This is a genomic window from Deltaproteobacteria bacterium, assembly GCA_016931625.1.
Lineage (GTDB): Bacteria > Myxococcota > XYA12-FULL-58-9 > XYA12-FULL-58-9 > JAFGEK01 > JAFGEK01.
On the sequence record JAFGEK010000185.1, the window covers coordinates 1 to 25,158 of the forward strand.

Genomic DNA, 25,158 nt, shown 5'->3' on the forward strand with positions numbered 1-25,158 from the left:
CAGAAGTAACTGAGATTTCTGGTAGGGGTATAGGATTAGATATTGTCGAGAGAAATATCGAATCGCTTCATGGTGTAATATCGATTAGCAGTGAGATCGATAAAGGAACTCAAATTACGATTCGTGTGCCACTTACATTAGGTATAGTTCAAGGTTTTTCAGTGGGAGTTGGTGATGAGATATTCATACTTCCATTAGAATCAGTAGTGGGGTGTATTGAATTACCTTATTGCGAGCAAGAAAATATTAATAGTCGAGGTGTCATTAATTTACGTGGTAAAGTGTTGCCATACGTTCGTTTACGGGATGTGTTTGGTATTGCTAAAAAATCTTCGGTGCGTGAAAGCGTTGTGGTTATACGTTATGGTGATGGTGAAGTTGGCATTGCTGTTGATTACTTATATGGTGAAGGTCAAACAGTAGTTAAACCTTTAGCACGAGTATTACGTTCGGTCCCTGGGATTTTTGGGTCAGCACTTTTAGGTGATGGACGTGTAGCGTTGATTATTGATGTGGCTGGTTTAATGCGCATGACGACCAGTTATAATTTAGAAAACCGCCAGCGACGAATTAGTCATACTATTACGAACGGAGCTGAAGTATAGGTAACAAAAGTGGAGTCGTAGATGAGCGACAATGACAAAAAACGAAATGATAAGACAGCGAATAATTCAAATGAAACTGTTAGTAATTTTGTACTATCGCAAGCTATAACTAGCGATAACCAACAAAATCAATTTTTAAGTTTTTTTGTCGCTGGTGAAGAATATGCCTTAGGGATTCTTGAAGTAAAAGAAATCGTTGAACTGTCTAAATTAACAAAAATCCCTTCGGTACCAAGTGCTATTCGCGGCGTTGTTAATCTTCGCGGTCGTGTAGTACCAGTATTAGATCTAGCGTTACTTTTTGGATTAACTGAAACCAATATTACTAAACGCACCTGTGTAGTCATGATTGAAGCTGAATGGGAAGGGGAACAGACAGTAGTTGGCCTATTAGCAGATGCTGTTAGTCAGGTAATTGAGTTGCCAAAAGATTCAGTGCAAGCAGCTCCAGCGTTTGGAACAAAGGCTAAAGTAGATTTTCTTAAAGGTATGGCAAATATTGGAGATAAGTTTGTATTAATATTAGATCTTAATAGTGTTTTACATTATTTGGCTATAGATACCATTAGCATTACCGATAATTTATCAAAACAAATACTAGATAGTTCAGCAAATACTGCTATCGTAAATAGTGAGGCTTCGCAGACACAATCTGTGAATATTTAGGCAATTTAAATCGACGGTATGGTTAGATGATTAGTTTAGATAATAACATTAAGCAACCATACGAACTTATCGAAAGTGAATTTAAATTATTTCAACGCCTCGTATATCGTGAAGCCGGAATATTTTTAGGAGATGCAAAACGCGCTCTTGTCGCCGGACGTTTGTCATCACGAGTAAAAGAATTAGGTCTACCTAATTTTAGCGCCTATCATCGTTTAGTTACTAAAGGTAATACTGATGAATTAGCGACAATGCTTGATTGCATTTGTACTAATGAAACGCATTTTTTTCGTGAAGCACATCATTTTGAATTTCTTGCTAACACATGGCTTCCCGCACGCATTAAAGCAGCTTTATATGGTGGTTCTCGTAAAATACATATTTGGAGTGCGGGGTGCTCAACCGGCGAAGAACCTTATTCTATAGCCATGGTGCTTTTAGACAAACTATGTGGTCAAGGCTATTGGGATATTGAAATACTGGCAACTGATTTATCACGACGAGCGCTTAATCAAGCTCGTTTAGGAATATGGAATATTGACAGAGCCTCTGAGATTAATGAGTACTATTTAAAAAAATATATGCTTCGTGGAGTCAACTTAAAATCTAAATGGATGAAAGCCAGTAATGCTTTAAGAAAAATAATCCGTTTTGAGAGGATGAATCTCAACGATACTATTTATGAATATATTGATACCTTTGATTTAATATTTTGTCGTAATGTACTAATATATTTTGATAATACTTCACGAAATGCTGTTATTGAACGACTACTTTCTTATCTTGCACATGCTGGTTATTTATTTCTTGGTCATGCTGAAACTATTAATGGCCTTAATAGTCAATTGTATGCTGTTGCACATTCGGTTTATACCCGCGAGCAGAATAAGAGTGTTTTACCTGAAACAGGTATAACATAAGTATCGAGAAAGGCATGATAGAAAAACAACGACCAATACGTGTATTAATTGTTGATGATTCGGCTGTCGTGCGGCAAACACTACTATCAATACTTAGTAACAATGGCAATTTTATTCCTAGTGTTGCTCCCGATGCATATATTGCAATGGCAAAAATGGCCAAAGAACGCCCGGATGTAATTTTGTTAGATTTAGAAATGCCGGGTATGGATGGTATGAAGTTTTTAACAAAAATAATGGCTGAAGATCCAATCCCCGTAGTAATTTGTTCAGGTTATGCCACTAATGGTTCGCAAACTGCTATGCGCGCATTAGAGATTGGTGCAGTTGAGGTTGTCGCAAAACCCAAAATTGGCGTGCGGGAATTTTTAACTGATTCAGCAGTAATGCTAATGGATTCATTAGCTGCAGCCGCACAAGCTAAATTGAAGATAAACCGTATTATTCCTAGTGCCAAACTTAGTGCTGATCTAATTCTTCCAAAACGTCGAACAAATTTCATTCAAGGTTATGATCGAATAATTGCCATAGGCGCATCTACTGGTGGCACGGAAGCTCTTCGCGTTGTTCTTGAAGCTATGCCTGCAAATGCTCCGGCAATGGTTATTGTACAACATATGCCAGAAGGTTTTACCGCTGCATTTGCAACGCGCTTAAATAATTGTTGTCGTATCGAAGTAAAAGAAGCTTGTGATGGCGATAAAGTATTTGCTGGTCGAGCGTTAATTGCCGCTGGTAATCGCCACATGATTCTAGCCCGAGCTGGAACGCAATATCTAGTTCATTTGCAGGATGGTCCGCTCATATCTCGCCATCGGCCAAGTGTTGATGTGCTATTTCGTTCAGCAGCTCAAACCGCTGGCCGTAGTGCGATTGGAGTAATTATGACAGGTATGGGTGATGATGGCGCCGAGGGACTTTTAGAACTAAAACAAGTTGGTGCTGATACTATCGCCCAAGATGAAGAGAGTTGTGTTGTCTTTGGTATGCCTCATGAAGCTATTATTCGCGGTGCGGTAAAAGAGGTGCTTCCTCTTGGTCAGATCGCCGATGGTATTCTTAAACGGGTTGCAAATACTACAAGATTATTTAATTAAATAATTAAATGTGCATGCATTAAGTCGAAATAGTCTTTATTAAATATATAACAATGATAAAATGCCGCACTCTCTTGACTAAGTCGGTCATGAAGATTATCGCCTATGTTTATTCGATTATTGCCCTTATGGTCACAAGTGAAAGTTATCATTAAAAAAAGCGAGCACAGACATGCGTAGTGATAGCATCAAAGAAGGTTTAGAAAGAATGCCAAACCGGGCGTTATTATACGCCACCGGAATTACTCCAAAACAAATGGGCAAACCATTTATCGGTTTATGTTCAAGCTTTACTGATTTGATCCCTGGCCATGTAGGTATGCGTACCCTTGAGCGTCGTATTGAATGGGGTGTTTGTTCTGGTGGTGGGGTGCCATTTCTTTTTGGTATGCCAGGTATTTGTGATGGCATTGCTATGGGCCATAAAGGCATGCATTATTCTTTGCCTTCACGCGAGTTAATTGCCGATATGATTGAAACCATTGCCCAAGCACATGCGCTAGATGGGTTAGTGTTGTTAACTAATTGTGACAAGATCACTCCTGGAATGCTCATGGCTGCATGCCGACTAGACATCCCATGTATTGTGGTTACTGCTGGGCCGATGCTTTCGGGCCATCATGCTGGGCGCAAATTAAGTCTAATAAAAGATGCCTTTGAAGCAGTTGGTTTATGCAGAGCTGGCAAACTTTCTGAGCAAGAAGCGCAAAATTTAGAAATTGAAGCTTGTCCTGGTGAAGGTTCGTGTCAAGGTCTTTATACTGCCAATACCATGGCTTGTTTAACCGAGGCTATGGGGATGAGTCTACCTGGCACAGCTGGAGCACTGGCAGGGTCCGCAAAAAAATCGCGACTTGCAGAGCTTGCGGGTGAACGAGTAGTTGAACTTGTTCGTCAAGGGATCACCACACGAAAAATAGTTACACGTCAGTCTCTTGAAAATGCCATCCGTATCGATATGGCATTAGGTGGTTCTACAAATACTACCTTGCATATTCCAGCTATCGCCCATGCAGCCGAAGTTGATATTACTATTGTAGATTTTGATCGTCTTAGTCGTTCAACTCCACAATTGACATCGTTAGCCCCAGGTAGCGAGCAATTGATGGAAGATTTTGAATGGGCTGGTGGTATCCCGGCGCTTGAGAAAAATTTGGCGTCATTACTCAATACAGATTGCCTAACGGTTAGCGGCCATACGCTAAAAGAAATTATTAATGCCGCTTCACCCGCGGATGCAAATGTAATCAAAACCATAGAACAACCGATTGCTAAAGAGGGCGGTATTGCCGTGTTAAAGGGCTCACTCGCTCCAGATGGCGCTGTTGTTAAACAGGGTGCAGTTGAACGTAACATGCTTAAATTCGTGGGAACCGCGCGAGTATTCAATAGTGAAGATGCGGCAATGGCATATCTGCGCGCTGGTAAAGTAGTTGAAAAGGATGTCTTGATAGTGCGCTATGAAGGTCCTAAGGGTGGCCCAGGCATGCGTGAATCTTTAGCTTTGACAGCTAGCGTTGCCGGTAGTGGTCTTGGTGACAAAATTGCGATTATTACTGATGGGCGTTTTTCTGGTGGGACGCGTAATTTAAGTATTGGTCATGTTTCACCAGAAGCTGCCGAGGGTGGTCCGGTAGCCTTAGTTAAAGATGGAGATCAAATTTCTATTGATGTACCAGCTCGTAAACTTGATTTATTGGTTGACGAAGCCACATTGGCTTTACGCAAACAAGAATGGAAAAAACCAGAGTATAAATTTTCTCGTGGATGGTTAGCTCGCTATGAGCGATTGGTAACCAGCGCTTCTAGCGGAGCTGTATTATTACCACCTGAAGTTTGTTAAAAAACCAGCCGTTCGCGTGGTTTTACTACTTCACATCGTGTTTAGCAGCTCAACATATAAGCTAATCGCACTTAGAGATTAATCATGGCTAAAAGATGGCGAAAGCAAAAATCGGCTTTGCAGCAAACAAAACATCGAAAGCAAAAACAAGGCGATGGCGAATCTAATAAGGCTGGTGGTACTTTAGGTGGCTTGCGTAGTTTTACCAAAGGTTTCTTTTCAGGCGGCAAAACCAAGAAACCTAAAACTCTAATTGCCAAAATATTTGATGGGTTACTATGGGTAGCTATTGCAGTAGCAGTTTATTTTTTGATAGCGCGTCGTTGCACCAATTAACGATTAAATATTATTCTTGATCACTTTTCTTAATAATTTTAGCCCAACTGTCTTTAAGAGTAACAGTTCGATTAAATATCAAAGCATCTGGTTTGCTATCGCTATCAAGGCAAAAATAACCACATCGTTCAAATTGGTAATTTTCACCCAATTGTGCTGACGCCAAGCTTGGTTCTGCTAAAGCACTTTTTACTATTTCGAGTGATTGAGGATTTAATTGTGATAAAAAATTACTGCCACCTTCACCAGGGTTATCAACCGTAAATAGCCGATCATAAAGCCGTACTTCAACAGGTAGAGCTTGGCTGGCAGCAACCCAATGAATTGTACCTTTTACTTTGCGGCCATCGGGGGTTTTGCCTCCACGAGTTGCCGGATCATAAGTGCAATGCAATTCAACAATATTGCCGCTGGCGTCTTTAATAACCTGCTCACATTTAATGATATAGCCATAGCGTAGTCGTACTTCACGTAAAGGAGCTAGGCGAAAGAATTTTTTGGGTGGATCTTCTAAAAAATCATCAGCGTCAATAAATATTTCACGCTCTATCGGTAACTGGCGCGTACCAAGCTTATCAGGATCTTCAGGAAAATAAGGTGCTTCGATTTCGCACTTGCCGGTATCCCAGTTAGTAATCACAATTTTGAGTGGTTTTAGCACGCACATTACGCGACGAGCGTTGTTTTCAAGGTCTTGACGAAGTGCGTATTCAAGCATTCCAAAATCAACAATGCTATCTGCTTTGGCAACACCGATTAGCTCAGCAAAACGATGTATAGAAGAAGGCGTATAACCTCGACGACGCAGACCAGCCAATGTCGGCATACGAGGGTCATTCCAGCCAGAGACATGTTTTTCGTCGACAAGTTGTTTGAGCTTACGTTTTGACATTATCGTATAGCTCAAATTAAGGCGTGCAAATTCGATTTGTTGTGGTTTGCTACTACTTATAAAGTCAACAATAAACCAATCATAGAGCGGACGATGCGCTTCAAATTCTAAAGTACAAATTGAATGGGTAATACCTTCGATTGCATCCGAAAGTGGATGGGCATAGTCATACATTGGATAGATGCACCAAGTATCGCCAGTGCGAGGATGCGGTTGACGTTTTACTCGGTACATAACGGGGTCACGCATGTTTAGATTTGGCGAATTCATATCTATTTTGGCGCGTAAAGTACGAGAACCGTCAGCAAATTCGCCGCTGCGCATACGACGAAAGAGATCAAGATTTTCAGCAATAGTGCGATTACGATAAGGACTATCGCGCCCTGGTTCTTTAAGAGTACCTCGATAAGCACGTGTCTCTTGTGCCGAGAGGTCACAAACAAAGGCTTTGCCTTTTTGAACCAATAATTCAGCGTAATCGTATAATTGTTGATAATAATCGGAAGTATAATAGAGCGCGGTCTCGGAAAAGCCAAGCCAATGAACGTCGTTTATAATATTATCAATATATTCTACTTCTTCTGTTGCAGGGTTGGTATCATCGAAACGTAAATTGCAAGTACCTTTATATTCTTTAGCGATGCCAAAATTTAAACAAATACTTTTAGCATGACCGATATGTAGATAGCCATTAGGTTCTGGTGGGAAACGTGTGGCTATGCGACCTTGATGTTTATTTGATTTATTATCGTCATTGATAATACGACGTATAAAATCAATACTTTCGTTTGCGGTATCGCCATTTATTGCAACGACACTTTTAGGTTTGCTCATGTCTTTGGTCACTGCATTACCTACTTAAAAAGTTATATAAGTGCGAGTTTGAATAGTCCAAGAAAAACTACCGTCTTGGTCCTGGGTAAGAGAAGTGTTTTTAAATCCAGAGAGAGGAAATAAAAGACCGCCAGCGATAGACAGTTTAATTGGACTAGTCTGGGCGATTTTGCCAAGCAATCCGTATGATATTTCAGCATTAAATTCTAAACCTAATGGCAGACTACCACGAGCACCTTGTAGATCGCCTTGAGCGTCACGATATCTTCCAGCACCTCGTGGAGTAGAACGTCTAAAGAGAGCCTGAGAATAAATTGCTGCAAAGCTGCTGGAAATATTATTGCTAAAGACGTATGCGATTTCGGGTCGCAGATACCAAGCATCAGTAACGGTGCCGATTATTTCGCGGAATAATAGCAAGTCGAGTCGATAGTCAGGATTGAATTGAAAATTGGTAATTTTATTATCATAATCTTCGGTCGCTACCGTATTGCCATATTGCGTGTTTGCGCGATCAAGGGCACCAAAACCAGGGGCTGAATCACCTGAGGCTCCACCGGTTTTGAAGTTAAGAATTAACCCCTGCATATCACTACTTGCACGATAGGTAGCGTCAAGCGCAGCACCAAATTGGTAGACACTAATTTTCTGTTTGGTAGTGCCACCACTAGCAGTAGCACTTGGTATTTGAAGATTATAAGAACCAAATATGCCAGCAGCTTCAATGCCAAGCTCAAATCCACCAAAATAAGTTTTAGTAAAACCGTCAACGGTGAAGATACTCGAGTCGCGTCTTTCTTCTTTTGGCAAGCCACCTGAGGCATCAACTTCTGCAGCAGTATTCTGTGTATCTCCAGAAGAGTTAGGGTCAGTGTAATATATTGAAGAAAGATCACGAGCTTGTCGACGCCAAATACCCCAAACACCATAATTGAATACAGTTTGGCCACTATTTACGCGTTCACGAATAGTTTCAGGTAAATCAAGCCGAAGAATGCGAAGCGAAAATTGGTCAACATCATCCCATGGAACAGCGTCAAGAGGCTGGCCACCGCTTCGACCCATTATATTGCTTGGATTATTAAAAGTGTTAAGTACCGGTCCGCTTGATACCCAGTCATACATAGGAACAAAAATTAAATCGGCGAGTTTAAAAGTTACTGAGAGTCGATCAACGACATCGCCATAATTACAATCAAGGCACGAACCAGAATTGGAAAGAATGCCAAGGCCCCAATCTGAGGGCATACGGCCAAAGCGTAATTCAAGTTGCTCATTAAACGCATGAATTTGGCCATAAAGCTGACGCACAACAATTGCATCGGTTACAGAATTGACGCCTTTATTAACTGTGGCAGTACCTTGATTTAAAATATTGGTAGGGTTTTGATTGGTAGTAAAATTTGTTTTTGCCGTGCTACCTAGAACAACATTATCTAAAATATCGAACATACTAACAATATGGATATTTTCGCTCACATTTATTGTCGGTTGAATACGCAAGCGCATATTGGCTGCGGCAAAATCAGCATTATCCCCTGAAGTGGCGTATAAGCGTGGGGCAGGCAGGCCTTCAACAAATTCAGTCACAGTTCCATTACCGAAATTTAAGCGTCTTAAAAGATCGGTGCGAAAACGAAAATAACCTTTAATGTCAAATAAGGCGGTTTTGGTCTGCACTAATTGCCAGTCAGCTCGATCCCAATCAGCAAGCTGCGTTTCTTCAAATTCGTTATTCGTTAAAGGTGTTGGCGATGCGGTGGCCTCATTTTTTACAGATGAATCATCTGATTTATTTGCAGCAGGTTTATCAGCAGATTCCTGATTTGCTACAGGTTGCTCCTGAGCCTGAGTGTTGTTTACAGTTAATGTAAAAAGTACAACAAGAAAATACCTAACCATATTAGGAACTCCAGATAGTTTATCAACTCTCGCCAAGAAAAGTACCTTTGCTAAAATTTAAATAGCGCGGCACTTTATACCTGTGAGCTTGTTGGCTTCAAGACTCCACGAGTGCGAAGAAAATTTCGCACAAAAAGAGAAAAAAACTGCGCGATTTCAAAGACTCCATGCCAATAGCGAGGCTTTATCATACCGCGCAGCCAAACCAAAACTGTCATAGCAAAATTAAATCATTGTTTTGCTATAATCGCGTTTTACTTAACAACTTTGTCATAAGAAAACCAGAGACAGATTCATTTATGCGTTGCGTTATATTAAAAACTAGAAAATGGCCAGATCTTTGCTAATGCATTCTTGCGATCGATAAACGCGAAGGAGTTTTCAAAAAAATGTATAGTAGCAAAATGGTGCAAAACACTGACAAACATATAGGTAATGCACCAACCTGGGGAACTTTTAACGATAGTGAAATATTAACGCATAAGTTGCGAGATCTTGCGAGGCCATTTTGGGCGAATCCAACAAAGCCGATGAAGGATTAAATGATCTTAAAGCGCGAATGGCGCTTACTTTTAGATGGTATCTTGGTTTTTCTTCACGCTGGGCTTTGACCGGCGAACCAACACGACAGGCTGATTACCAGATTTGGTGTGGTCCAGCTATTGGTTCATTTAATCGTTGGGTTAAAGGTACTTGGCTTGAGCCTTTAGAATCTCGTGATGTCTCTTGTGTAGCGACAGCAATTCTTTTTGGAGCTGCAACGCTTGCACGACGTGAAGCGGCTGTTCGTGCGGGATTAGAAAATGTGCCTTCGGCAACACAAATTTCTTACCCTCTAGATCTTGACGAAAGGCTGTTACCACAGGCAATGTCAGCTTGTGCGTAAAGTTTGCCTGATAGGCATTTTACGTCAGGTGTAGTTGTTGAGCATGCAAATAAGGTTCAACGAATACTGTGTTTAAAATCGCAGATCCCTAAGTAACCGAAGTTGTAGTCACAACATTGTCACTATAAATTTTCTTGCAGGTGCATTGCGATATCGTATCTGCAGTATACTCTATGAGCATAGCTTCGCTATGCCCTAATAACACCAACTAATCTATTGTTAGCTGGTGTTATAATTAGCGCGAAGATGAAAGTGAGTTTATCGTTGTATAGAAAAACTAAAATCATTTGTACTATCGGCCCGTCAACATTTACCCCAGAGATGGTGCGTGAATTGCTACTGGCAGGCATGGATGTAGTACGTTTTAATTTCTCACACGGATCACAAGAAGAACACGCCAAAGGAATAGCTTTGGTGCGTGCTGAAGCAGAAAAACTGGGACGGCAAGTTGCAATTATCGCCGACCTGCAGGGTCCAAAAATTCGTACAAATAACTTTCCTAATGGCGCCATTGAGCTTTTAGATGGCACTGAAGTAAAAATTGTGCATTCTCAAGAAGACGGCGCTCCCGGATTAATTACCACTAAATTTGATCCATTAGTACGAGATAGCACCATCGGTGATCGTATTCTTATGAACGATGGGTTAATTGAGCTAGTAGTAGAGAGAAAAGACGCCGAAGGCTTAGTTTGCTCAGTAATTCATGGTGGTGAGCTTAAAGATCGACGAGGTATTAATTTACCCTTTGTTAAGCTTGATGTCAGTGCCATGACTGACAAAGATATTGCCGATGCTCGTTTTGCTTTAGCCCATGATGTTGACTTTATTGCTTTATCTTTTGTGCGTTCGGCGCGTGATATTTTTCAGTTAAAAGATCTTATCGATCAACAGACACGCCCAGTTCAAGTAATTGCTAAAATTGAAAAACCCGAAGCAGTAGAAGATCTTGAACAGATCCTGCATGCAGCAGATGCAGTAATGGTAGCCCGCGGTGATCTTGGTGTTGAGATGGGCATTGAAAAAGTGCCAGCAGTTCAAAAACGTATCATCCGCGAAGCATTATGCCACGGTGTACCAGTTATCACTGCTACCCAAATGCTAGAATCGATGATTGTTAGCCCACGCCCAACTCGGGCAGAAGCCTCAGATGTTGCTAACGCAGTTTTTGATGGTACTGATGCAATTATGCTTTCAGGTGAAACTTCAGTAGGCAAGTATCCTATCGATGCAGTCAAGATAATGGTGCAAATTGCCGAAGACGCCGAAAAGCAAGAGGTCTTTTTTAATTTTGACGATTGGCAAATCCTTGACAGTTCTTCATCAAAACAAGGTATGTCGTTAGGTAAATCAGCACGTTTATTTGCCGAAGATATGCAAGCTACGGCATTGGCTTGTTTATCTGATACTGGTAATGCTGCAATTCGCTTAACTTCGCAGCGACCACAAATACCAGTCTATATGTTTTCAACTCGTCTTGATAGCGTACGCAGAATGAATTTAGTACGTGGTGCCTATGCATTCTGGCTACAAGACAGTCTGCCACCCGGAAAAGTATTTCCGATGATGGAGTCGCTATTGGTAGAGCGCGGTCTTATAAAAGCCGGTGATATAGTAGTTTATACCGCAGGTATTTCATTGAATCATGCGGTTACTACAAACACGATTCATATACGTACAGCTCTTCGAGACTAATTTTTTTTAAAGCGAAATTTTTACTATCATCAATTAGCGATAATCTGTCATAGAGTCTGTTTTAATCGTTAAAAACAGTGCTATGAACCAAACAACAGATAAAAAGCTGATCCGCAAAAACATCATTTTACAATCCCTTGATTCCGGTATTTTTATGTCGGGCATGGTGTTTTTTCATCAGATGACAATTTTGGTGGCGTTAATTCAAAAACTATATGATTCACCTATAATCGTTAGTCTTATATCAGCGATATTTTTTATTGGTTATAATCTGCCTGGGCTATTTACCACACGTTTAGCTGAGCGCTTTCGTTATAGAAAAAAATTCATTGCAACGTGTGGTTTTATTCAGCGTTTATTCGTTATTTGCATGGCTTTGTCTTTATCGTTGCTTGATACATTAGGACCAAAACCAACTGCAGTATTAATATTGATTTTCTATGCATGTTTTTCTTCAATAGGTGGTTTTTATAATGCAACCTGGATTGATTTTTGCGGCAAAACAATTCCAGTAAATTTTCGTGCACGAACTAACGCTATTCGTACAGCTATCGCAGGTATTGGCGGTATATTAGCACCACCGTTGATTGATGTCTTATTGCTGCATTATGCTTTTCCCAATAATTATCAGTTTGTCATTTTGATTGGTGCCGTATTATTATTTATGTCATTTATTTGTTTTATACAAATCAAAGAGGTCGAACCTTCACCACCAGTAAAGAAAAAAGATACTCGCACTTATTTTGCATCACTTATTGCTGTACTACGTACAGATACTAATTTTGTAAAATTTCTATTAACACAAATATTATTGAGTGTTTCAGAGTGTGGTGCGGCATTTTATACTTATTTTGCTTTAAATACATTTGATCCATCATTAGTTAATAAAAGCACGGTAGTGTTTTATACTCTACTTTTAAATATTGGTTTTTCTGCATCTGGTATTGTTATTGGATATATTGGTGATAAACTGGGTAATTTGCAGGTAGCTAGACTTGGTGCATTTATTTCACTATCAACTTTATTGATAGTGTCATTTTTTCCGGCGCCGGCTAATTTATATTTAGTGTTTCTGTTAGTTGGCATTAGTACCAATGCGCGGCTTAATAGTTTTCAAGTTATACTTACTGAATTTGGTGATGCCAAAAGTAGAATACGTTATACAACCTTAGCCACTGCCTTGGCAGGCGCATCTTTTGGGGTAATGCCATTTTTAGGTGGAATATTTCTTGATATCGTAAAAATAAAGTTTACGACGCTATTTGTTTTTAGTGCGCTATTTGCGCTTCTAGCTTTGTTGTCCTTTACTTATATCGTGAAAGACCCTCGTACGCGGCGATATTCTTAAGGCGTGTCCCTAAATTGTCTACATACCCTAATAGCAAAAAGTAAGCAGGTACCGTTGTTTTTTTACAACACTATATAGAGTTGATAAATCGTTAATTTTTTTGTCGCAATTTGCGACACCTAAAGTTCTCACTAAATCAATCATACGTTATTTCAACAAGTTAGATTTGGCATGCAATTTGTTAATGTCATTCATTTATGAATAATAGCATTCAATCATTACTTGCTTTGCTGGTCAGTTACCCAAATAAGCGCGCCCAGCTCACCCAACAATTATTAACAACTAGTGACCCAACCATTGTTGCCAATCAACCAGAATGGCGACCCAAACCTGAAGCGTGGCGTTTAGCGGCAAAGCAAAAAATCATTCTTAATATGTTTAATATTCATTGTTTAACATGCACCGAATTCCCACCTTCTTTATTACGGGTGCGTCCATTGCCCCCGGTCTTATTTATTCGTGGTAATGTGGCAGCATTAAAAAAAACAGCAATTAGTATTGTTGGTGCAAGAAACGCTCAAAACGGGCCGCGTGAATGGGCGATTGAAATGGCGCGATACGCCGTTGCCGCTGGTTTTGTAGTGGCTTCAGGTGGCGCTTTAGGAGTTGATGCTGCTGCTCATTGCGGGGCAATAGCTGCAAGAGGTTTAACGGTTGCATATCTTGGTGTTGCTGCTGATCAAATTTATCCAGCCTCAAATCGTTGCCTATTTGAAAGAATTCTTACTAAAAATGGGGCTCTGGTTTCTGAGCATCCACCGTTAACCAATACATTTGCCTCAAGTCATGCGCTGCGCAACCGTTTTATCGCTGGGTGTGCAAAACATTTATTGATTGCGCAAGCAGCGCTTCAATCTGGCACTTTATCAACCGCTAATTTTGCGCGCCGCTTAAATACGCAAATTTGGGTGCCTCCAGCAGCAATTGGGGGTGAGCGCTCGGGGATTAATAAATTATTAGAAGATGGTATTGCAAAAGAACTTAAGTCTCTAGAAGATGTTTTTTCAATCGCCACACGAGAGTAATTGCCCAACAATTGCCTAAGAACATGTGCATTAGTAGCAGATTATGCTAAAGCTTGCGGTTATCATGAACCAAGATAATTCTATCTCATCAGGACAAGCAAAAAATACCGCACCACGTTCGTTTGCTGATCATATTGTATTAGCACTTTCAAGCGTTTTTGGTCTTGGCTATTTGCCAAAAGCGCCGGGAACTTTTGGTACCTTAGCGGCTATACCACTTTGGTATGTTATGGCGCATCTATCGTTATGGATTTTTATATTGATAACTGTAGGTGCTATTTTTATTGCAACGCTAATATCGCAACATGCCGAGCGAATTTATCAAACTCATGATGTGCGTCATATTGTTATTGACGAAGTAGTTGGTTTATTGGTGACCGTATTTGGTGTACCTTTTGCCTTACCAGAAGTGATTACAGCTTTTGTGGTGTTTCGCTGTCTTGATATGTTAAAGCCACCTCCCATACGTTGGTTTGATAAAAATGTTAGCGGTGGTTTTGGTGTTGTTATTGATGATGTGATCGCAGGTTTTGTAGGTTGCGTATTGCTACACTTTGCGCGTTTTGTTTTAGGGGGTTGGTGGTAAAACCATGAGTTCATTAATGCGTATTGAAGTTTTAGCAACAGGTGACGAGTTACTTGATGGTCGGGTGGTTGATACTAACACGGCACGTTTAGCTGATGCCTTAGTACCTTGGGGGCTTGAAATCGCACAACGCACAACCGTGCGTGACCGAGAAGCCGATATCGTACGTGAAGCTCGGGCAGTTATTGCCCGCGGCACAAAATTATGTGTTGTTAGTGGGGGCTTAGGTACAACTAGCGACGATTTGACTCGTGAAGCTTTTGCAAATCTCGCGCAAGTTTCTTTAATTCGTGATCAGCAAGTACTAGCTCAGATCAAAGAACGTTTAACTAAGCGTGGTTATCCCTTGCTTGATAGCTTGGCAAAACAAGCAGATCGACCTGCAGGCGCTGAAATTATTGATAATCCAGTTGGTTCAGCGCCGGGTTTTGCCCTTAGCGTAAATGGCTGTTGTTTTGTGTCATTACCAGGGGTGCCACGCGAATTTGAGGCAATGATGACTGCGGGGGTACTTGATCGCCTAACTTTACCCAAGCAGCCATTAGTGCGTCGATTATTTAAGTGTTTAGGTAATAGTGAGGCAGCCATTGGTGAAAGCTTAGCTCCACTTGTTGACCTTGCTCCATTGATTAGAGTTGGCTATCGTGCTGCTTTCCCAGAAGTGCATGTAACGTTAATTGCCACCCAAGATCAAAGCGAGATGCTTTTAAAAGCCGCAAATTTTGTACGGCAAGCTTTAGGATATTACGTTTTTAGTGAAAGTAGCGATACCATTGCCACTGTTGTAATAAACGCATTAAAAAACCAAAGTGCAACTGTTAGCACGGCTGAGTCTTGCACTAGCGGGCTAATTGCTGACACCTTAACCGATGTTTCAGGTGCTAGTGAAGTCTTTATTGGCGGCGTATCAGCATATGCTAACTCGGTAAAAGTTGAAATTTTAGATGTGCCGCAAGCAATTCTCGATGAACATGGGGCAGTTAGTGAGCCTACAGTTGCAGCCATGGCCAAAGGGGCACAAAAACATCTAAAATCAACTTATGCTTTAGCCACTAGCGGTATTCTCGGGCCCTCTGGTGGCAGCGCTGAAAAACCTGTGGGTACGATTTGGTTAGCATTAGCGGGGCCTACAGGGGTAAAAACAAAAAAAATAATATTACCTTTTGATCGTAGGCGTAATAAAATTTTAGCAGTTGAACATGCCCTTGATTTATTAAGGCGCGAGCTTAAAGGTTAACAATTATAACGAAGATGACAGCACTATTATTAACGGCACTAATTTTTAGCACGTCTAGTGCAGAACGCTTTGCTGGTGATGCAGTAATTTGGGCTGAAATACCAAATATTTCACAAACATTTAGCAGGTTTGAGGCAACACCTTTACGTTCAGTATACCATCAAATTTTTACTGCTAGCGAACGAAAATTATTTGACAACTCGCCGGCGTCTCAGTTATTAGCGGCGATATATTATAATAAGAATAATGCAATACTTGATTGGCAATTAGTAATTAATGCTACCAGTTATGCATCTAAATATAACCAAGTCATAAATTCGCTATTGTTAAGAATGGGCTATAAAACCGTAAATTCAGCAAAAATTAATGAGATAGTAACATATGAATACGGGCCAAATTTTCTAATTAATGCTCTCTTACTAGAAAATGAAATTGCACTTTCACCAAGCTCGTCAATACTGCAATCTATTAAGCAGAAAATTTCAAAACCACTTAGTTCATCTCCATCTTATGTTGCAAAAAGTGTGCAAGCATTTGATTTACGTGGTGGTGTTGATATGCAGCGCTACTATGGTATTTTGGCACACCAAAAGAATGCAAGTTTGTTAGCTGGTATTTTAGATCGCTTAGGTATGTTAGAAGCTGATTTGTTAACCTTTAGCGTGAATATTGCCAAAGATAATAGTATTCAAAGTATTGTTGAACTTAGTTTTAAAGGCCAACAAGTAAAAGGTTTGCGCAGCGTTATTGGGCCAACAGTTTTACCTCAGGATTTGCCAAAGATACCTGTAAAAGCTTTAGGATATTTTCATGCTTCAATAGCCCCTTTGCGCTTATATGAAGTAGTTACCTTGGTGGCGAATTATTTAAACCCTTTAGAAATGTCATTATTGCAAACTCAACTTAGTGATATTGAACAGCAGCTTGGTAAAAGCGTTAATAAAGATATTTTAGGAGAAGTTTATCGTATTTGGACACTTTATTTTTTAGCGGATAGCAAACAAATACTCCCGGTATTGCAGGTTGAAGTAGCTGATGCCGATGCGACTGCGAGTTTTTTAAGCGCATTAACCAATCGTTTACCAATATTAAACCCTGATATTGAGGTGCAAAAAAGCAAAATAGCTAATATACCGGTTTATTTGATAAATAGAGGCAACACATCAATTGCAGCACTTGGTCTAAAACAAAACCAATTATTTTTAACTACTAGCCAGTCACTTTTATACATAGCCTTAACTTCTAAAGCAAAGTTAAATAATTTTTCAGCGATCGAGTCAGCTTCAGTCTATGCGCATATGGGTGCGAAAATGTGGTCTAAGTGGCTGCAATCATCGTATGCTGGTCGTAAAATTTTGTCTGCTGCCGCAGTGCATCATATTTCTAAAGATAAGCTAGCTGATATTTTTGGTCATACCAATTTTTCGCTTGCCAAATCAAAACGAAATCTGGCTATGAAGTTAGTAATAGGGCAAAATTAGTTTTGATGAAAGAACCGCCCGAACAGGTGCATCAAGCTTTAAGCCGTAATTTTTTATTTGCTGATCTTAACGATGACGAAATAACCGTCTTAGCTAATGAAGTATGGCTTGAACGCATACCCGCACATTCAACTATTGTCCGAGAAAATGATGACGCCGACGCCCTTTATTTAGTTGTTGAAGGCGGAGTGAATGTCACTAAAAAAGATGGACGTTTTTTAGCTTATCTAGGGCATGATGGTTTCTTTGGTGAAATGGCGATTTTTACTGAAGGTGCCAAACGTTCTGCTACCTGTACGACTAGCTTGGATACGACATTTGCAGTTATTCGCAAAGAATCCTTTGAACAGTATTGTGAAAATAATGCAGCAAGCGCAATTAAAATCTACCGCGCCATTATTCGCACTATGGCTGAGCGTCTGCAGGCTACCAGTGCTGATTTAGCGGCTTTAATGGCAACACAAATAAAAGCACAATCAAGTATTGATTCTATTGTAGAAAAAGCGCGCAAAAAGAAACAAGAAAAGGCTTTATAATTCAATTATGGCTCATTACTGGCAGGGGGCGCAGATTTATCGATTAAAATCGAAAGCGCATACATCGAAACACGAATTTCGAGCAGTAAGATAATCACCGAAGCAATAAGAAAAATCAACGCTACTCCAAAGGTAGCATAACCAATTATGTTGGCGCCAAAAAACAAGCAGGTAGAGCTTACCGCAGCAGCAATAAAGCTTAAAGCACCAAATATTTGCATATATACGATAAAACGTAAGCGTTGACGCAGCGATGCTATTTGTTCACGAGTGCTAGCACGACCGTCGGTTTCATATTCTTTGTGCAGTGATCGTATTAGCTGAGCTAAAGCTAAAAAACGGCCATTGTATGAAAGATAAAGCAATGATACTGCCGGAAAAAGTAATAAAGGTATTTGTAGTGATAATTCCATGAATTGCCCATAATTTGCATGACTTATTTAGTCAATTGCGATTATTTAATTAAATCGTGCCCACTCTTGCTGGTCATACTTAGCCTCAAGTTCTTTAAGGCTAGCGCTTATCCGTTGGCATAATAATAGCGGGTCTTCATTAGCTAAAGCCACAATAGGTTCGCCGAAAGTCATGGTGATCGTACTAAAAGGTTGCGGCAATTGCATGCGGTCCCAGGTTCGTTTTAATATAATACGCCGATTGGGTATTACAATGGTGGGTAAGATAACCGAATTGCAAGCAATAGCAAGATCGGCAATACCGCGCTTAACTATATTGCGTGGGCCGCGCGGGCCATCAACTGCAAGCAATATTGGTATGCCTTGACGATTTATTTCTTGTATCTGTATTAAAGCTTGGCGTCCGCCTTTATCAATTCCTTTTTTGCGCGATGAACCACGCACCGGTATCATATGGCGCAGGCGCAAACTTGGCACTAATAAATCACCATCGGCCGAGCGTGATACCATGGCTGCTAATAATTTTTCGTCACTAATAAAAACACCGGCGATTTGATGGGCATGTAATAAGGCATAGGCATAAGGTTTACCCGCCGCCCATAATTGCGGGCGTGGGTCATTGATAATACGATAACGACAAGTAAGCCGCCAAATGAGTAATAAAAAACCCATCATCCAAGCAGCTAAGTGACGCAGCAATTTCACCACCATAGCTTAACTTGCATTTGTGGGAGTGGCCAATGGTTTTTCATCTTGAAATTGCATGTCATAAAGTCGCGCATATTCACCACCGAGTTCGATAAGCTGTTGATGGCGCCCGCGTTCGATTATGTGGCCATCTTTAAGCACGGCAATATGATCTGCGCGTCTTACGGTTGAAAGACGATGGGCAATTACTAAACAAGTGCGCTCAGTCATTAGCTCATCTAAAGCGGCTTGTACGTGATGTTCGCTTTCAACATCAAGACTGCTAGTAGCTTCATCTAAAATCAGTAGCGGGGCATTGCGTAAAAAGGCGCGAGCAATTGCCAAACGCTGTCGTTGTCCACCAGAGAGCGTGACCCCGCGTTCACCAATAACCGTCTCGTATCCTTGACTTAGCTTTTCAATAAATTCTACGGCATGGGCAGCCATAGCAGCTTGTTTGATATCATCAAAGCTGGCATCTGGGCGTCCATAGGCAATATTGGCAGCAATTGAGGTATTGAATAGAAAAGTATCTTGGCTAACCACACTAATTTGTTTGCGCAGTGAAGCCAGAGTAACTTTATTGAGAGCATGACCATCAATAGTAAGTGAACCACCTTTAATATCATAAAAACGAGGTAACAAATTAGCCAGCGTAGTTTTGCCTGAACCAGAGCGGCCAACCAGCGCCACTACTTGACCACGGTTAATAGTTAAATCAATATATTCAAGCACAGGATTTTCATTATAAGAAAAATTTACCCCTGCAAAAACAATCGCATTATTAAATGGCGGTAATTCATATGCGGTAGCGCAGTCATTAATGTCGGTAGGGCTATCTATAATTTCGTAAATACGTTCAATTGCAGCACCACCAGTAGCTATATAGTCTGCAACTTGACCAAGTTTTTTAAGCGGGTCATACATCATTACTACCGCAACAAAAAAACTAATATACTGCGCAGGATCATCACCTAATACCCGTACTCGATAACCCAGCAATCCTAATAAACTGCCCAGCGCAATGGCACCTAAAAACTCCATGGTAGGAGTGCGCACCGCGCGAATGAAGTAGCTGGTGAGCATTTGTTTGAAGTACCGACTAGCAGATTTTTCAAGGCGCTGATTTTCAATTTTTTCAGTACCAAAGGCTTGCACTACCCGCACGCCAGCCAATGCTTCATAGCACACAGCATTTATATCACCTTGGGCGGTTTGACCACGATGCGACACGCGTTTAAGCCACTTTGAAAAACGTACCAAAGGTAGTACCGCCAGTGGTACAATGACAAAAGTAAATAAAGCTAAGCGCGGGTTAGTAACAAAGCAATACACCAGCAAAAAAATTACTGATAAGGGCTCACGCACTGCTGGGGTGATACCATAAAAGATGGCTTGTTCGACCAGATTGGCATCGTTAGTAAGACGACTTAATAAATCACCATGCGCGCGCTTAGCAAAAAAAGATGGCGATTGTTTGAGCATAGAGTCAAAAGCGTCACTACGTAAGTGCAACAGCACGCGTTGACTGGCTTTGCCCATTAAATAGAATTGCCCAGTTTGGGCCATGCCTTTAATAAATGCCACAATAACTATTAATATGGGCACCATATAAAGAGCCGATTGTTCAGCAAATTTTTCAAGTTCACTAAGTAATGATGGTGGCAGCCAATTCCACATAGAGCGCAAACTGCCATCAGCATGATGAATGATGTCGACAATGCTGCCTGAGAAAATAAATTTAAGTGCTGGGCCAGCAAGAAACGCATACGCCGCAGTAGCCGCGCCCAGAACTAACATGCATAAATAAGCAAAAATGAGGATAGGTGTTTGGTGGCGTAGATAGGGCCAAACTTTTTTAAAGAGAGACATTAGCGCACCTTAAAACGAAGTTTGGGTACTGCAATCATCGCTTCGAAAGCAATATGGCGTGACATTTTTGATGCCCCTTCAGTGCGTTCGACAAATATTATTGGAGTTTCAACAACGCTAAATCCTAACTTTAACGCACGATAGGTCATTTCTACTTGAAAGGCATAACCACTAGTATGAATGTCGTTAAGATCAATGGCGCGTAATACTTGGTGATGAAAGCATTTAAAGCCACCAGTAATGTCATGGATATTAACACCCAACCAAGTACGCGAATAAAAAGAACCCCAGCGCGATAGCAGACGGCGTGAAAGCGGCCAATTTTCGGTACCGCCACCTTTTATCCAGCGTGAACCTAGTACTAAATCGTGGTCCATCGACAAGCGCAATAAGTCGGGTAAGAAACGTGGCGGATGGGAAAAGTCGGCATCCATTTCAATGATGCGTTCGTACCCCTGCGCCAAAGCCCAACGAAACCCATCAAGATATGCGCGCCCTAAACCTTGCTTGCCTGGTCGATGTAAAACCTGCACCTGTGGATTATTTGCGGCTAGTTTGTCAGCTAGCTCGCCAGTGCCATCCGGAGAGTTATCATCAATTACACAAACATCAACACTAGCAGCATTAAGAATAGCTGGTACAATATTTTCAATATTATCCCGTTCATTATACGTTGGTACTAAAACCACGGTACGTAGCGCATTATTAATTGGCGCTATATTATCAGGCATGCGATTCTCCATTTTTTACATTTATTATACTTATTTGATTACTGTTTAAATATTCGCCAATAACTTCAGCAACACGTTGAGCTGCACCATGTTCACCGAGCTTAGCGCGAATCGCTGCTAATTCGTTTTCTTGTTGCCGTCGCGCATTGGCATCAGTTAGCAAGTGTTGTAGCTCTGCTGCCATTGAATGAGGCGTAAACGTATGCTGAATTAATTCAGTAACTAAAGGTTTGCCTGCAATTAAATTAACCAATGCGATATGCGCCACACGAATCAGGCGTTTGAGAATATGATAAGTAAGCCAAGAAACACGATAAACCACAACCATTGGTCGCAATAATAAAGCGGTTTGCAGCGTTGCTGTTCCTGAGCAAACCACCGCTACATCGGCAGCACTAATCGCGGTGCTTGCTTGGCCATCGAGTAATTTAGCCTTGGCGCCACTGCGTATAAGGATTGCTTCGACAAGCGATCGCGGTATGGTGCTGGCAATTGGAATAAGCGCCTGTAAATCTGGTTGTTGTTGCTGTAATAAATTTAATCCTTCAAGCATTATTGGCAAATGGCGTGTAACTTCTTGTTTGCGGCTACCAGGTAGAAGCGCAATTACCTGCTCGCTGTTAGCATCCATATCTAAAGTTTTACGTGAAGTTTGATGGTCACTTGGTAAAGGCAATTCTTCAACTAAAGGGTGTCCAACAAATTCAGCGACAACATTATGCTGACGATAAAACTCTTCTTCAAAGGGTAAAATTACCAGCATACGATCAACTAATTTACGTATTTGTGCTACACGTTTAGGCCGCCAGGCCCATAATTGTGGACTGATATAGTAAATAATTGGAATTCTAAGACGTTTAAGACGTGAAGCTAACCTTAAATTAAAATCAGGCAGATCAATTAATACTGCAACATTTGGTTTATTAATAGCCGCTGCATTGGTTATTCGTCGTAAAATACCGAAAATGCGTGGTATTGCAAAAATTACTTCAGTAAACCCGCCAACAGAAATATCTTCAGCCTTGGCAATGGCATTAAGCCCTGCTTCGCACATTAAATTGCCACCAATACCAAAAACATTTATTTGTGGTTGAATTTTATGCAATGCACGCAAGACCAGGGCGCCATGCAGATCGGCAGAAGCCTCGCCAGCGATTATTAGTACAGATTTTGATTCATTAGTATGCACAAGGGCAGCGGTACTATCACATGCATAAGCTAGTGGCAAAGGCATGATAATAAAACTTATTCATCCTAAATAATGATCGATTTTTAGTGAGCTCAATAACACAGTGTTAAAACTAATTATAATATAAAAGCTTTATGCGGTTAAACTTGATGATAGACAGTAGTTTCACGCGCTTCTAAAACCGCTAATGCTTCGCGAATGATAATTTGACCCATCTCCTCAATTTTACGTAAAGCTCCCGCCACAGAGTGTGGCGTACAAACTCGGTTAATATTTTGCGAGTGCTGCAAAGCTGATATTAGGTTTTTTGATAGTGTGGCACGCGCGAAACCACTATTGCTGATAGCGAATTGCATTAAGCGTTGAGCACGTTGCCCATCTTGGTTTTTACCAATGTTTAATAGGGTGAGTGTTATGGCAGCCAAATCAGCTAAGATTGTTGGTGCATCATCGAGTTTGGTTGTTAAAGTAGTTAGTACATCAATAATTACTGCTGCAGAAATGATATCGCTGTTATTGACATTGCCTTTATCACTTGCAGGAATAGTAGGTTTATTAGGTTCTGCTGTAATCACGGTTTTAGTACTGCGTTTTGTTTCTTGTTTAATCGTTACTGCGGTATCAACAGCAGCATCTGGAGTTTTTCGCAACCACGGCCCTCCCGCCCAAGCTAATACTGCAGATGACGCTTCTAGTGGTTTACTAATAGTCATGCAAGGTCTCCATCGTCTTCTTCAATTTCTAAACCTATAGCTCGTCGTGTAATAGCGGTATGGGTGATTTCACGAGGAGAATTATCGTCATCTGTATCAGGGCGTGTCTTCAAAATCCTCCCGTCGCCAGAAATCCCCTTTTCTACTGCGGTGTTCGTGCTCGCTCGCGAAATCCTCGACGTGTCACAAACACGCCTGCGGTTTCGCGAACTGTGCGCGAACCCCTCGTAACGCAAAGGAAATTCCTGGACTCGGTCCGGACTTTGAAGACACGCTTTAGTGTTTTCACGGATCTCAGTGTTTAAAGAGTTATAATTTTTGCTACAGCTATGAACAGTATCTGCGATGTTAGTTTGAACAATGTCAGTATTAGTTATATTTGTTGGCGTAGTATTATTGGTAACCATATTGGTTTGAGTTATATCAGAGTTGGTGATTTCAAGTGATGCTACGTTTGTTTGCGTTATATTTGCGTGCGTAATATCGGCATGGGTTATATTAGCATGTGTAATATCAGCATGTGTAATATCGGCATGAGTAATATCGGCATGAGTAATGTCAGCGTAAGTTATTTCATTGAGATTATGCGACATGATGTTTACTGAAGTATGTGTGCGTTCTGCTTCTGCCAAAGGTCCATCAACAAGCGGTAGGGTGCGATTGTCGCGCAACGTAAAAATGGTAGCATTTGTTTTGGTGACTTCATTTTCAGCATCAATAGTATTGTCGTATTCATCAATTGCAAAAAATGGAGACGATTTTGAAGATACTTTAAGTATACGTTCAAGATCACGTGCTCGCTTACTTATGCTGCGTTCATTGCTCTTTATTGCAAGTTTGATGTCATGCAGCGCTTTGTCATATTCTCCTAAATGAGCTAGTACTTCTGCGCGGTATAAACAAGTTAAAGCGTGATTTGGTTCAAGCTGTAAGGCGGCATCATATGCATGATGCGCTTGAGCCCATAAGCGCAAACGATGTAAAGCAATACCATAACCACGCCAATATTTTGCACAAAAAGGGAAAAGAGCCGCCAGTCCAGCAAATAGTTGCATTGCACTAGAGTCTTGGTCTACTTCTAAACGCGCTACAGCCATTAAATAAACTGCATCGAGTTCACGCATTTCCATACCGATAAGTTCAGAAATAGATAAATGCCCTCTTGCCAAGGCGTCAGTAAGATGGGCTAGTAAATTAGGATCCATTCGCGTAACTTCTATCACCCTTTAAATTCAAACCCAGCAAAAAAGCCATAACGACTGATCTTCGCATCGGGCAGGAAAAAAGAAAGGGAAAAGTCTGGATTGAACGTGAAATGGATGCTGATAAAGAAAGCCGCCACTAGGGCCAGCACCCAGAGTCCCATGCTGATATAAGGCGAACGTAGGTATTCGGTATAACGTACCGGTATGATTTTAAAAACAAACCATACCACCAAGAGATAAATCAAAAAATCGACAACCAAGGCCGGGAGGCTAAGGTCCCATGCTAGTGACACGACATCATTCGGGTGATGCCAAAACAAGGGAAAACCGTAATGTGCAGGAATCGGGCCGTCAGAGGAGACAAATTCCGCCTTCGCAGTAAACAGGTTGAAAAGCAAGACAGTGATGGGCATGATTAAGCGCGGCAGTATGTTTAGCTTGTCTTCTTTGCTCATTAGCTAG

At 41.0% G+C, this 25,158-nt stretch carries 25 protein-coding genes; 15 read left to right on the forward strand and 10 right to left on the reverse strand.

Features of this window, described 5'->3' with window-relative positions:
- From JW841_15885 to JW841_15910, 6 genes are all read left to right on the forward strand, one after another.
- Positions 1-605, forward strand: a 605-nt coding sequence (locus tag JW841_15885; GenBank protein ID MBN1962414.1) for a chemotaxis protein CheW, incomplete at its 5' end; no start/stop codon positions are given.
- 21 nt (positions 606-626) lie between these two features.
- Positions 627-1,271 carry a purine-binding chemotaxis protein CheW gene (locus JW841_15890; GenBank protein ID MBN1962415.1) on the forward strand — a complete coding sequence of 215 codons (645 nt, stop codon included), beginning with the start codon at positions 627-629 and terminating at the stop codon, positions 1,269-1,271.
- Positions 1,272-1,297: 26 nt separating this feature from the next.
- A complete protein-coding gene (locus tag JW841_15895; GenBank protein MBN1962416.1) occupies positions 1,298-2,191 on the forward strand; it encodes a protein-glutamate O-methyltransferase CheR in 894 nt (297 codons plus the stop codon).
- 14 nt (positions 2,192-2,205) lie between these two features.
- Positions 2,206-3,288, forward strand: coding sequence for a chemotaxis response regulator protein-glutamate methylesterase (locus JW841_15900; GenBank protein ID MBN1962417.1), 1,083 nt, complete (start codon positions 2,206-2,208; stop codon positions 3,286-3,288).
- Positions 3,289-3,460: 172 nt separating this feature from the next.
- A complete protein-coding gene (ilvD, locus tag JW841_15905; protein ID MBN1962418.1) occupies positions 3,461-5,131 on the forward strand; it encodes a dihydroxy-acid dehydratase in 1,671 nt (556 codons plus the stop codon).
- A gap of 84 nt (positions 5,132-5,215) precedes the next feature.
- On the forward strand, positions 5,216-5,467 hold the full coding sequence (locus JW841_15910; protein MBN1962419.1) for a hypothetical protein: 252 nt from the start codon (positions 5,216-5,218) through the stop codon (positions 5,465-5,467).
- 10 nt (positions 5,468-5,477) lie between these two features.
- On the opposite strand, the gene JW841_15915 is transcribed toward JW841_15910, so the two are convergent.
- Both JW841_15915 and JW841_15920 read right to left on the reverse strand, forming a co-directional pair.
- Positions 5,478-7,193 carry a glutamine--tRNA ligase/YqeY domain fusion protein gene (locus tag JW841_15915; GenBank protein MBN1962420.1) on the reverse strand — a complete coding sequence of 572 codons (1,716 nt, stop codon included), beginning with the start codon at positions 7,191-7,193 and terminating at the stop codon, positions 5,478-5,480.
- Between the two features lie 24 nt (positions 7,194-7,217).
- Positions 7,218-9,095 (reverse strand): TIGR04551 family protein, encoded by a 1,878-nt coding sequence (locus tag JW841_15920; GenBank protein MBN1962421.1) that lies wholly within the window; start codon positions 9,093-9,095, stop codon positions 7,218-7,220.
- 389 nt (positions 9,096-9,484) lie between these two features.
- Between JW841_15920 and JW841_15925 the strand changes: the two genes are divergently transcribed.
- The 9 genes from JW841_15925 (at position 9,485) to JW841_15965 (ending at position 17,886) form a co-directional block, all read left to right on the forward strand.
- The gene (locus JW841_15925; GenBank protein ID MBN1962422.1) at positions 9,485-9,637 is read left to right on the forward strand and encodes a hypothetical protein; all 153 of its coding nucleotides are present in this window, start codon (positions 9,485-9,487) and stop codon (positions 9,635-9,637) included.
- Positions 9,604-9,981 carry a hypothetical protein gene (locus tag JW841_15930; protein ID MBN1962423.1) on the forward strand — a complete coding sequence of 126 codons (378 nt, stop codon included), beginning with the start codon at positions 9,604-9,606 and terminating at the stop codon, positions 9,979-9,981. Before JW841_15925 ends, JW841_15930 begins: the two co-directional genes overlap by 34 nt.
- A 252-nt stretch (positions 9,982-10,233) precedes the next feature.
- A complete protein-coding gene (pyk, locus tag JW841_15935) occupies positions 10,234-11,673 on the forward strand; it encodes a pyruvate kinase (GenBank protein ID MBN1962424.1) in 1,440 nt (479 codons plus the stop codon).
- 82 nt (positions 11,674-11,755) lie between these two features.
- Positions 11,756-13,021: an MFS transporter gene (locus JW841_15940; GenBank protein MBN1962425.1), complete on the forward strand. Its 1,266-nt coding sequence runs from the start codon at positions 11,756-11,758 to the stop codon at positions 13,019-13,021.
- 197 nt (positions 13,022-13,218) lie between these two features.
- Positions 13,219-14,046 carry a DNA-processing protein DprA gene (locus JW841_15945; GenBank protein ID MBN1962426.1) on the forward strand — a complete coding sequence of 276 codons (828 nt, stop codon included), beginning with the start codon at positions 13,219-13,221 and terminating at the stop codon, positions 14,044-14,046.
- Between the two features lie 64 nt (positions 14,047-14,110).
- Complete coding sequence (locus JW841_15950) at positions 14,111-14,632, forward strand: phosphatidylglycerophosphatase A (GenBank protein MBN1962427.1); 522 nt, start codon at positions 14,111-14,113, stop codon at positions 14,630-14,632.
- A 4-nt stretch (positions 14,633-14,636) separates the two neighbouring features.
- Positions 14,637-15,869, forward strand: coding sequence for a CinA family nicotinamide mononucleotide deamidase-related protein (locus JW841_15955; GenBank protein ID MBN1962428.1), 1,233 nt, complete (start codon positions 14,637-14,639; stop codon positions 15,867-15,869).
- Between the two features lie 14 nt (positions 15,870-15,883).
- Positions 15,884-17,350: a hypothetical protein gene (locus JW841_15960; GenBank protein ID MBN1962429.1), complete on the forward strand. Its 1,467-nt coding sequence runs from the start codon at positions 15,884-15,886 to the stop codon at positions 17,348-17,350.
- A 5-nt stretch (positions 17,351-17,355) separates the two neighbouring features.
- Entirely contained in the window at positions 17,356-17,886 is a 531-nt protein-coding gene (locus JW841_15965) for a cyclic nucleotide-binding domain-containing protein (protein ID MBN1962430.1), read from the forward strand.
- 5 nt (positions 17,887-17,891) lie between these two features.
- Here the strand turns inward: JW841_15965 and JW841_15970 are convergent, their stop codons facing one another.
- The 8 genes from JW841_15970 to JW841_16005 all read right to left on the reverse strand — a co-directional run bounded on the left by JW841_15970 (position 17,892) and on the right by JW841_16005 (position 25,151).
- A complete protein-coding gene (locus JW841_15970; protein ID MBN1962431.1) occupies positions 17,892-18,299 on the reverse strand; it encodes a DUF2721 domain-containing protein in 408 nt (135 codons plus the stop codon).
- 45 nt (positions 18,300-18,344) lie between these two features.
- Positions 18,345-19,004: a DUF374 domain-containing protein gene (locus JW841_15975; protein ID MBN1962432.1), complete on the reverse strand. Its 660-nt coding sequence runs from the start codon at positions 19,002-19,004 to the stop codon at positions 18,345-18,347.
- A 9-nt stretch (positions 19,005-19,013) separates the two neighbouring features.
- Complete coding sequence (locus JW841_15980) at positions 19,014-20,786, reverse strand: ABC transporter ATP-binding protein (GenBank protein ID MBN1962433.1); 1,773 nt, start codon at positions 20,784-20,786, stop codon at positions 19,014-19,016.
- Between the two features lie 71 nt (positions 20,787-20,857).
- The gene (locus tag JW841_15985; protein MBN1962434.1) at positions 20,858-21,589 is read right to left on the reverse strand and encodes a polyprenol monophosphomannose synthase; all 732 of its coding nucleotides are present in this window, start codon (positions 21,587-21,589) and stop codon (positions 20,858-20,860) included.
- Positions 21,582-22,823, reverse strand: a complete 1,242-nt coding sequence (lpxB, locus tag JW841_15990; GenBank protein ID MBN1962435.1) for a lipid-A-disaccharide synthase — start codon at positions 22,821-22,823, stop codon at positions 21,582-21,584. The genes JW841_15985 and lpxB overlap by 8 nt, the downstream gene beginning before the upstream one ends.
- 95 nt (positions 22,824-22,918) lie before the next feature.
- The gene (locus JW841_15995) at positions 22,919-23,491 is read right to left on the reverse strand and encodes a hypothetical protein (GenBank protein MBN1962436.1); all 573 of its coding nucleotides are present in this window, start codon (positions 23,489-23,491) and stop codon (positions 22,919-22,921) included.
- Positions 23,488-24,696 carry a pentapeptide repeat-containing protein gene (locus tag JW841_16000; GenBank protein MBN1962437.1) on the reverse strand — a complete coding sequence of 403 codons (1,209 nt, stop codon included), beginning with the start codon at positions 24,694-24,696 and terminating at the stop codon, positions 23,488-23,490. The genes JW841_15995 and JW841_16000 overlap by 4 nt, the downstream gene beginning before the upstream one ends.
- A 14-nt stretch (positions 24,697-24,710) precedes the next feature.
- Positions 24,711-25,151, reverse strand: a complete 441-nt coding sequence (locus tag JW841_16005; GenBank protein MBN1962438.1) for a hypothetical protein — start codon at positions 25,149-25,151, stop codon at positions 24,711-24,713.
- Positions 25,152-25,158: the final 7 nt, after the last annotated feature.

Bases quoted from the DNA above. Each gene is read 5' to 3' on its own strand.
- JW841_16005 (MBN1962438.1), bottom strand. From the start codon at position 25,151: ATGAGCAAAGAAGACAAGCTAAACATACTGCCGCGCTTAATCATGCCC.
- JW841_15925 (MBN1962422.1), top strand. From the start codon at position 9,485: ATGTATAGTAGCAAAATGGTGCAAAACACTGACAAACATATAGGTAAT.
- JW841_15960 (MBN1962429.1), top strand. From the start codon at position 15,884: ATGACAGCACTATTATTAACGGCACTAATTTTTAGCACGTCTAGTGCA.
- JW841_15910 (MBN1962419.1), top strand. From the start codon at position 5,216: ATGGCTAAAAGATGGCGAAAGCAAAAATCGGCTTTGCAGCAAACAAAA.
- JW841_15920 (MBN1962421.1), bottom strand. From the start codon at position 9,095: ATGGTTAGGTATTTTCTTGTTGTACTTTTTACATTAACTGTAAACAAC.
- JW841_15900 (MBN1962417.1), top strand. From the start codon at position 2,206: ATGATAGAAAAACAACGACCAATACGTGTATTAATTGTTGATGATTCG.
- JW841_15965 (MBN1962430.1), top strand. From the start codon at position 17,356: ATGAAAGAACCGCCCGAACAGGTGCATCAAGCTTTAAGCCGTAATTTT.
- lpxB (MBN1962435.1), bottom strand. From the start codon at position 22,823: ATGCCTTTGCCACTAGCTTATGCATGTGATAGTACCGCTGCCCTTGTG.
- JW841_15985 (MBN1962434.1), bottom strand. From the start codon at position 21,589: ATGCCTGATAATATAGCGCCAATTAATAATGCGCTACGTACCGTGGTT.
- JW841_15890 (MBN1962415.1), top strand. From the start codon at position 627: ATGAGCGACAATGACAAAAAACGAAATGATAAGACAGCGAATAATTCA.
- ilvD (MBN1962418.1), top strand. From the start codon at position 3,461: ATGCGTAGTGATAGCATCAAAGAAGGTTTAGAAAGAATGCCAAACCGG.
- JW841_15995 (MBN1962436.1), bottom strand. From the start codon at position 23,491: ATGACTATTAGTAAACCACTAGAAGCGTCATCTGCAGTATTAGCTTGG.
- JW841_15955 (MBN1962428.1), top strand. From the start codon at position 14,637: ATGAGTTCATTAATGCGTATTGAAGTTTTAGCAACAGGTGACGAGTTA.
- JW841_16000 (MBN1962437.1), bottom strand. From the start codon at position 24,696: ATGGATCCTAATTTACTAGCCCATCTTACTGACGCCTTGGCAAGAGGG.
- JW841_15980 (MBN1962433.1), bottom strand. From the start codon at position 20,786: ATGTTAGTTCTGGGCGCGGCTACTGCGGCGTATGCGTTTCTTGCTGGC.
- JW841_15895 (MBN1962416.1), top strand. From the start codon at position 1,298: ATGATTAGTTTAGATAATAACATTAAGCAACCATACGAACTTATCGAA.
- JW841_15915 (MBN1962420.1), bottom strand. From the start codon at position 7,193: ATGAGCAAACCTAAAAGTGTCGTTGCAATAAATGGCGATACCGCAAAC.
- JW841_15945 (MBN1962426.1), top strand. From the start codon at position 13,219: ATGAATAATAGCATTCAATCATTACTTGCTTTGCTGGTCAGTTACCCA.
- JW841_15940 (MBN1962425.1), top strand. From the start codon at position 11,756: ATGAACCAAACAACAGATAAAAAGCTGATCCGCAAAAACATCATTTTA.
- JW841_15950 (MBN1962427.1), top strand. From the start codon at position 14,111: ATGAACCAAGATAATTCTATCTCATCAGGACAAGCAAAAAATACCGCA.
- JW841_15970 (MBN1962431.1), bottom strand. From the start codon at position 18,299: ATGGAATTATCACTACAAATACCTTTATTACTTTTTCCGGCAGTATCA.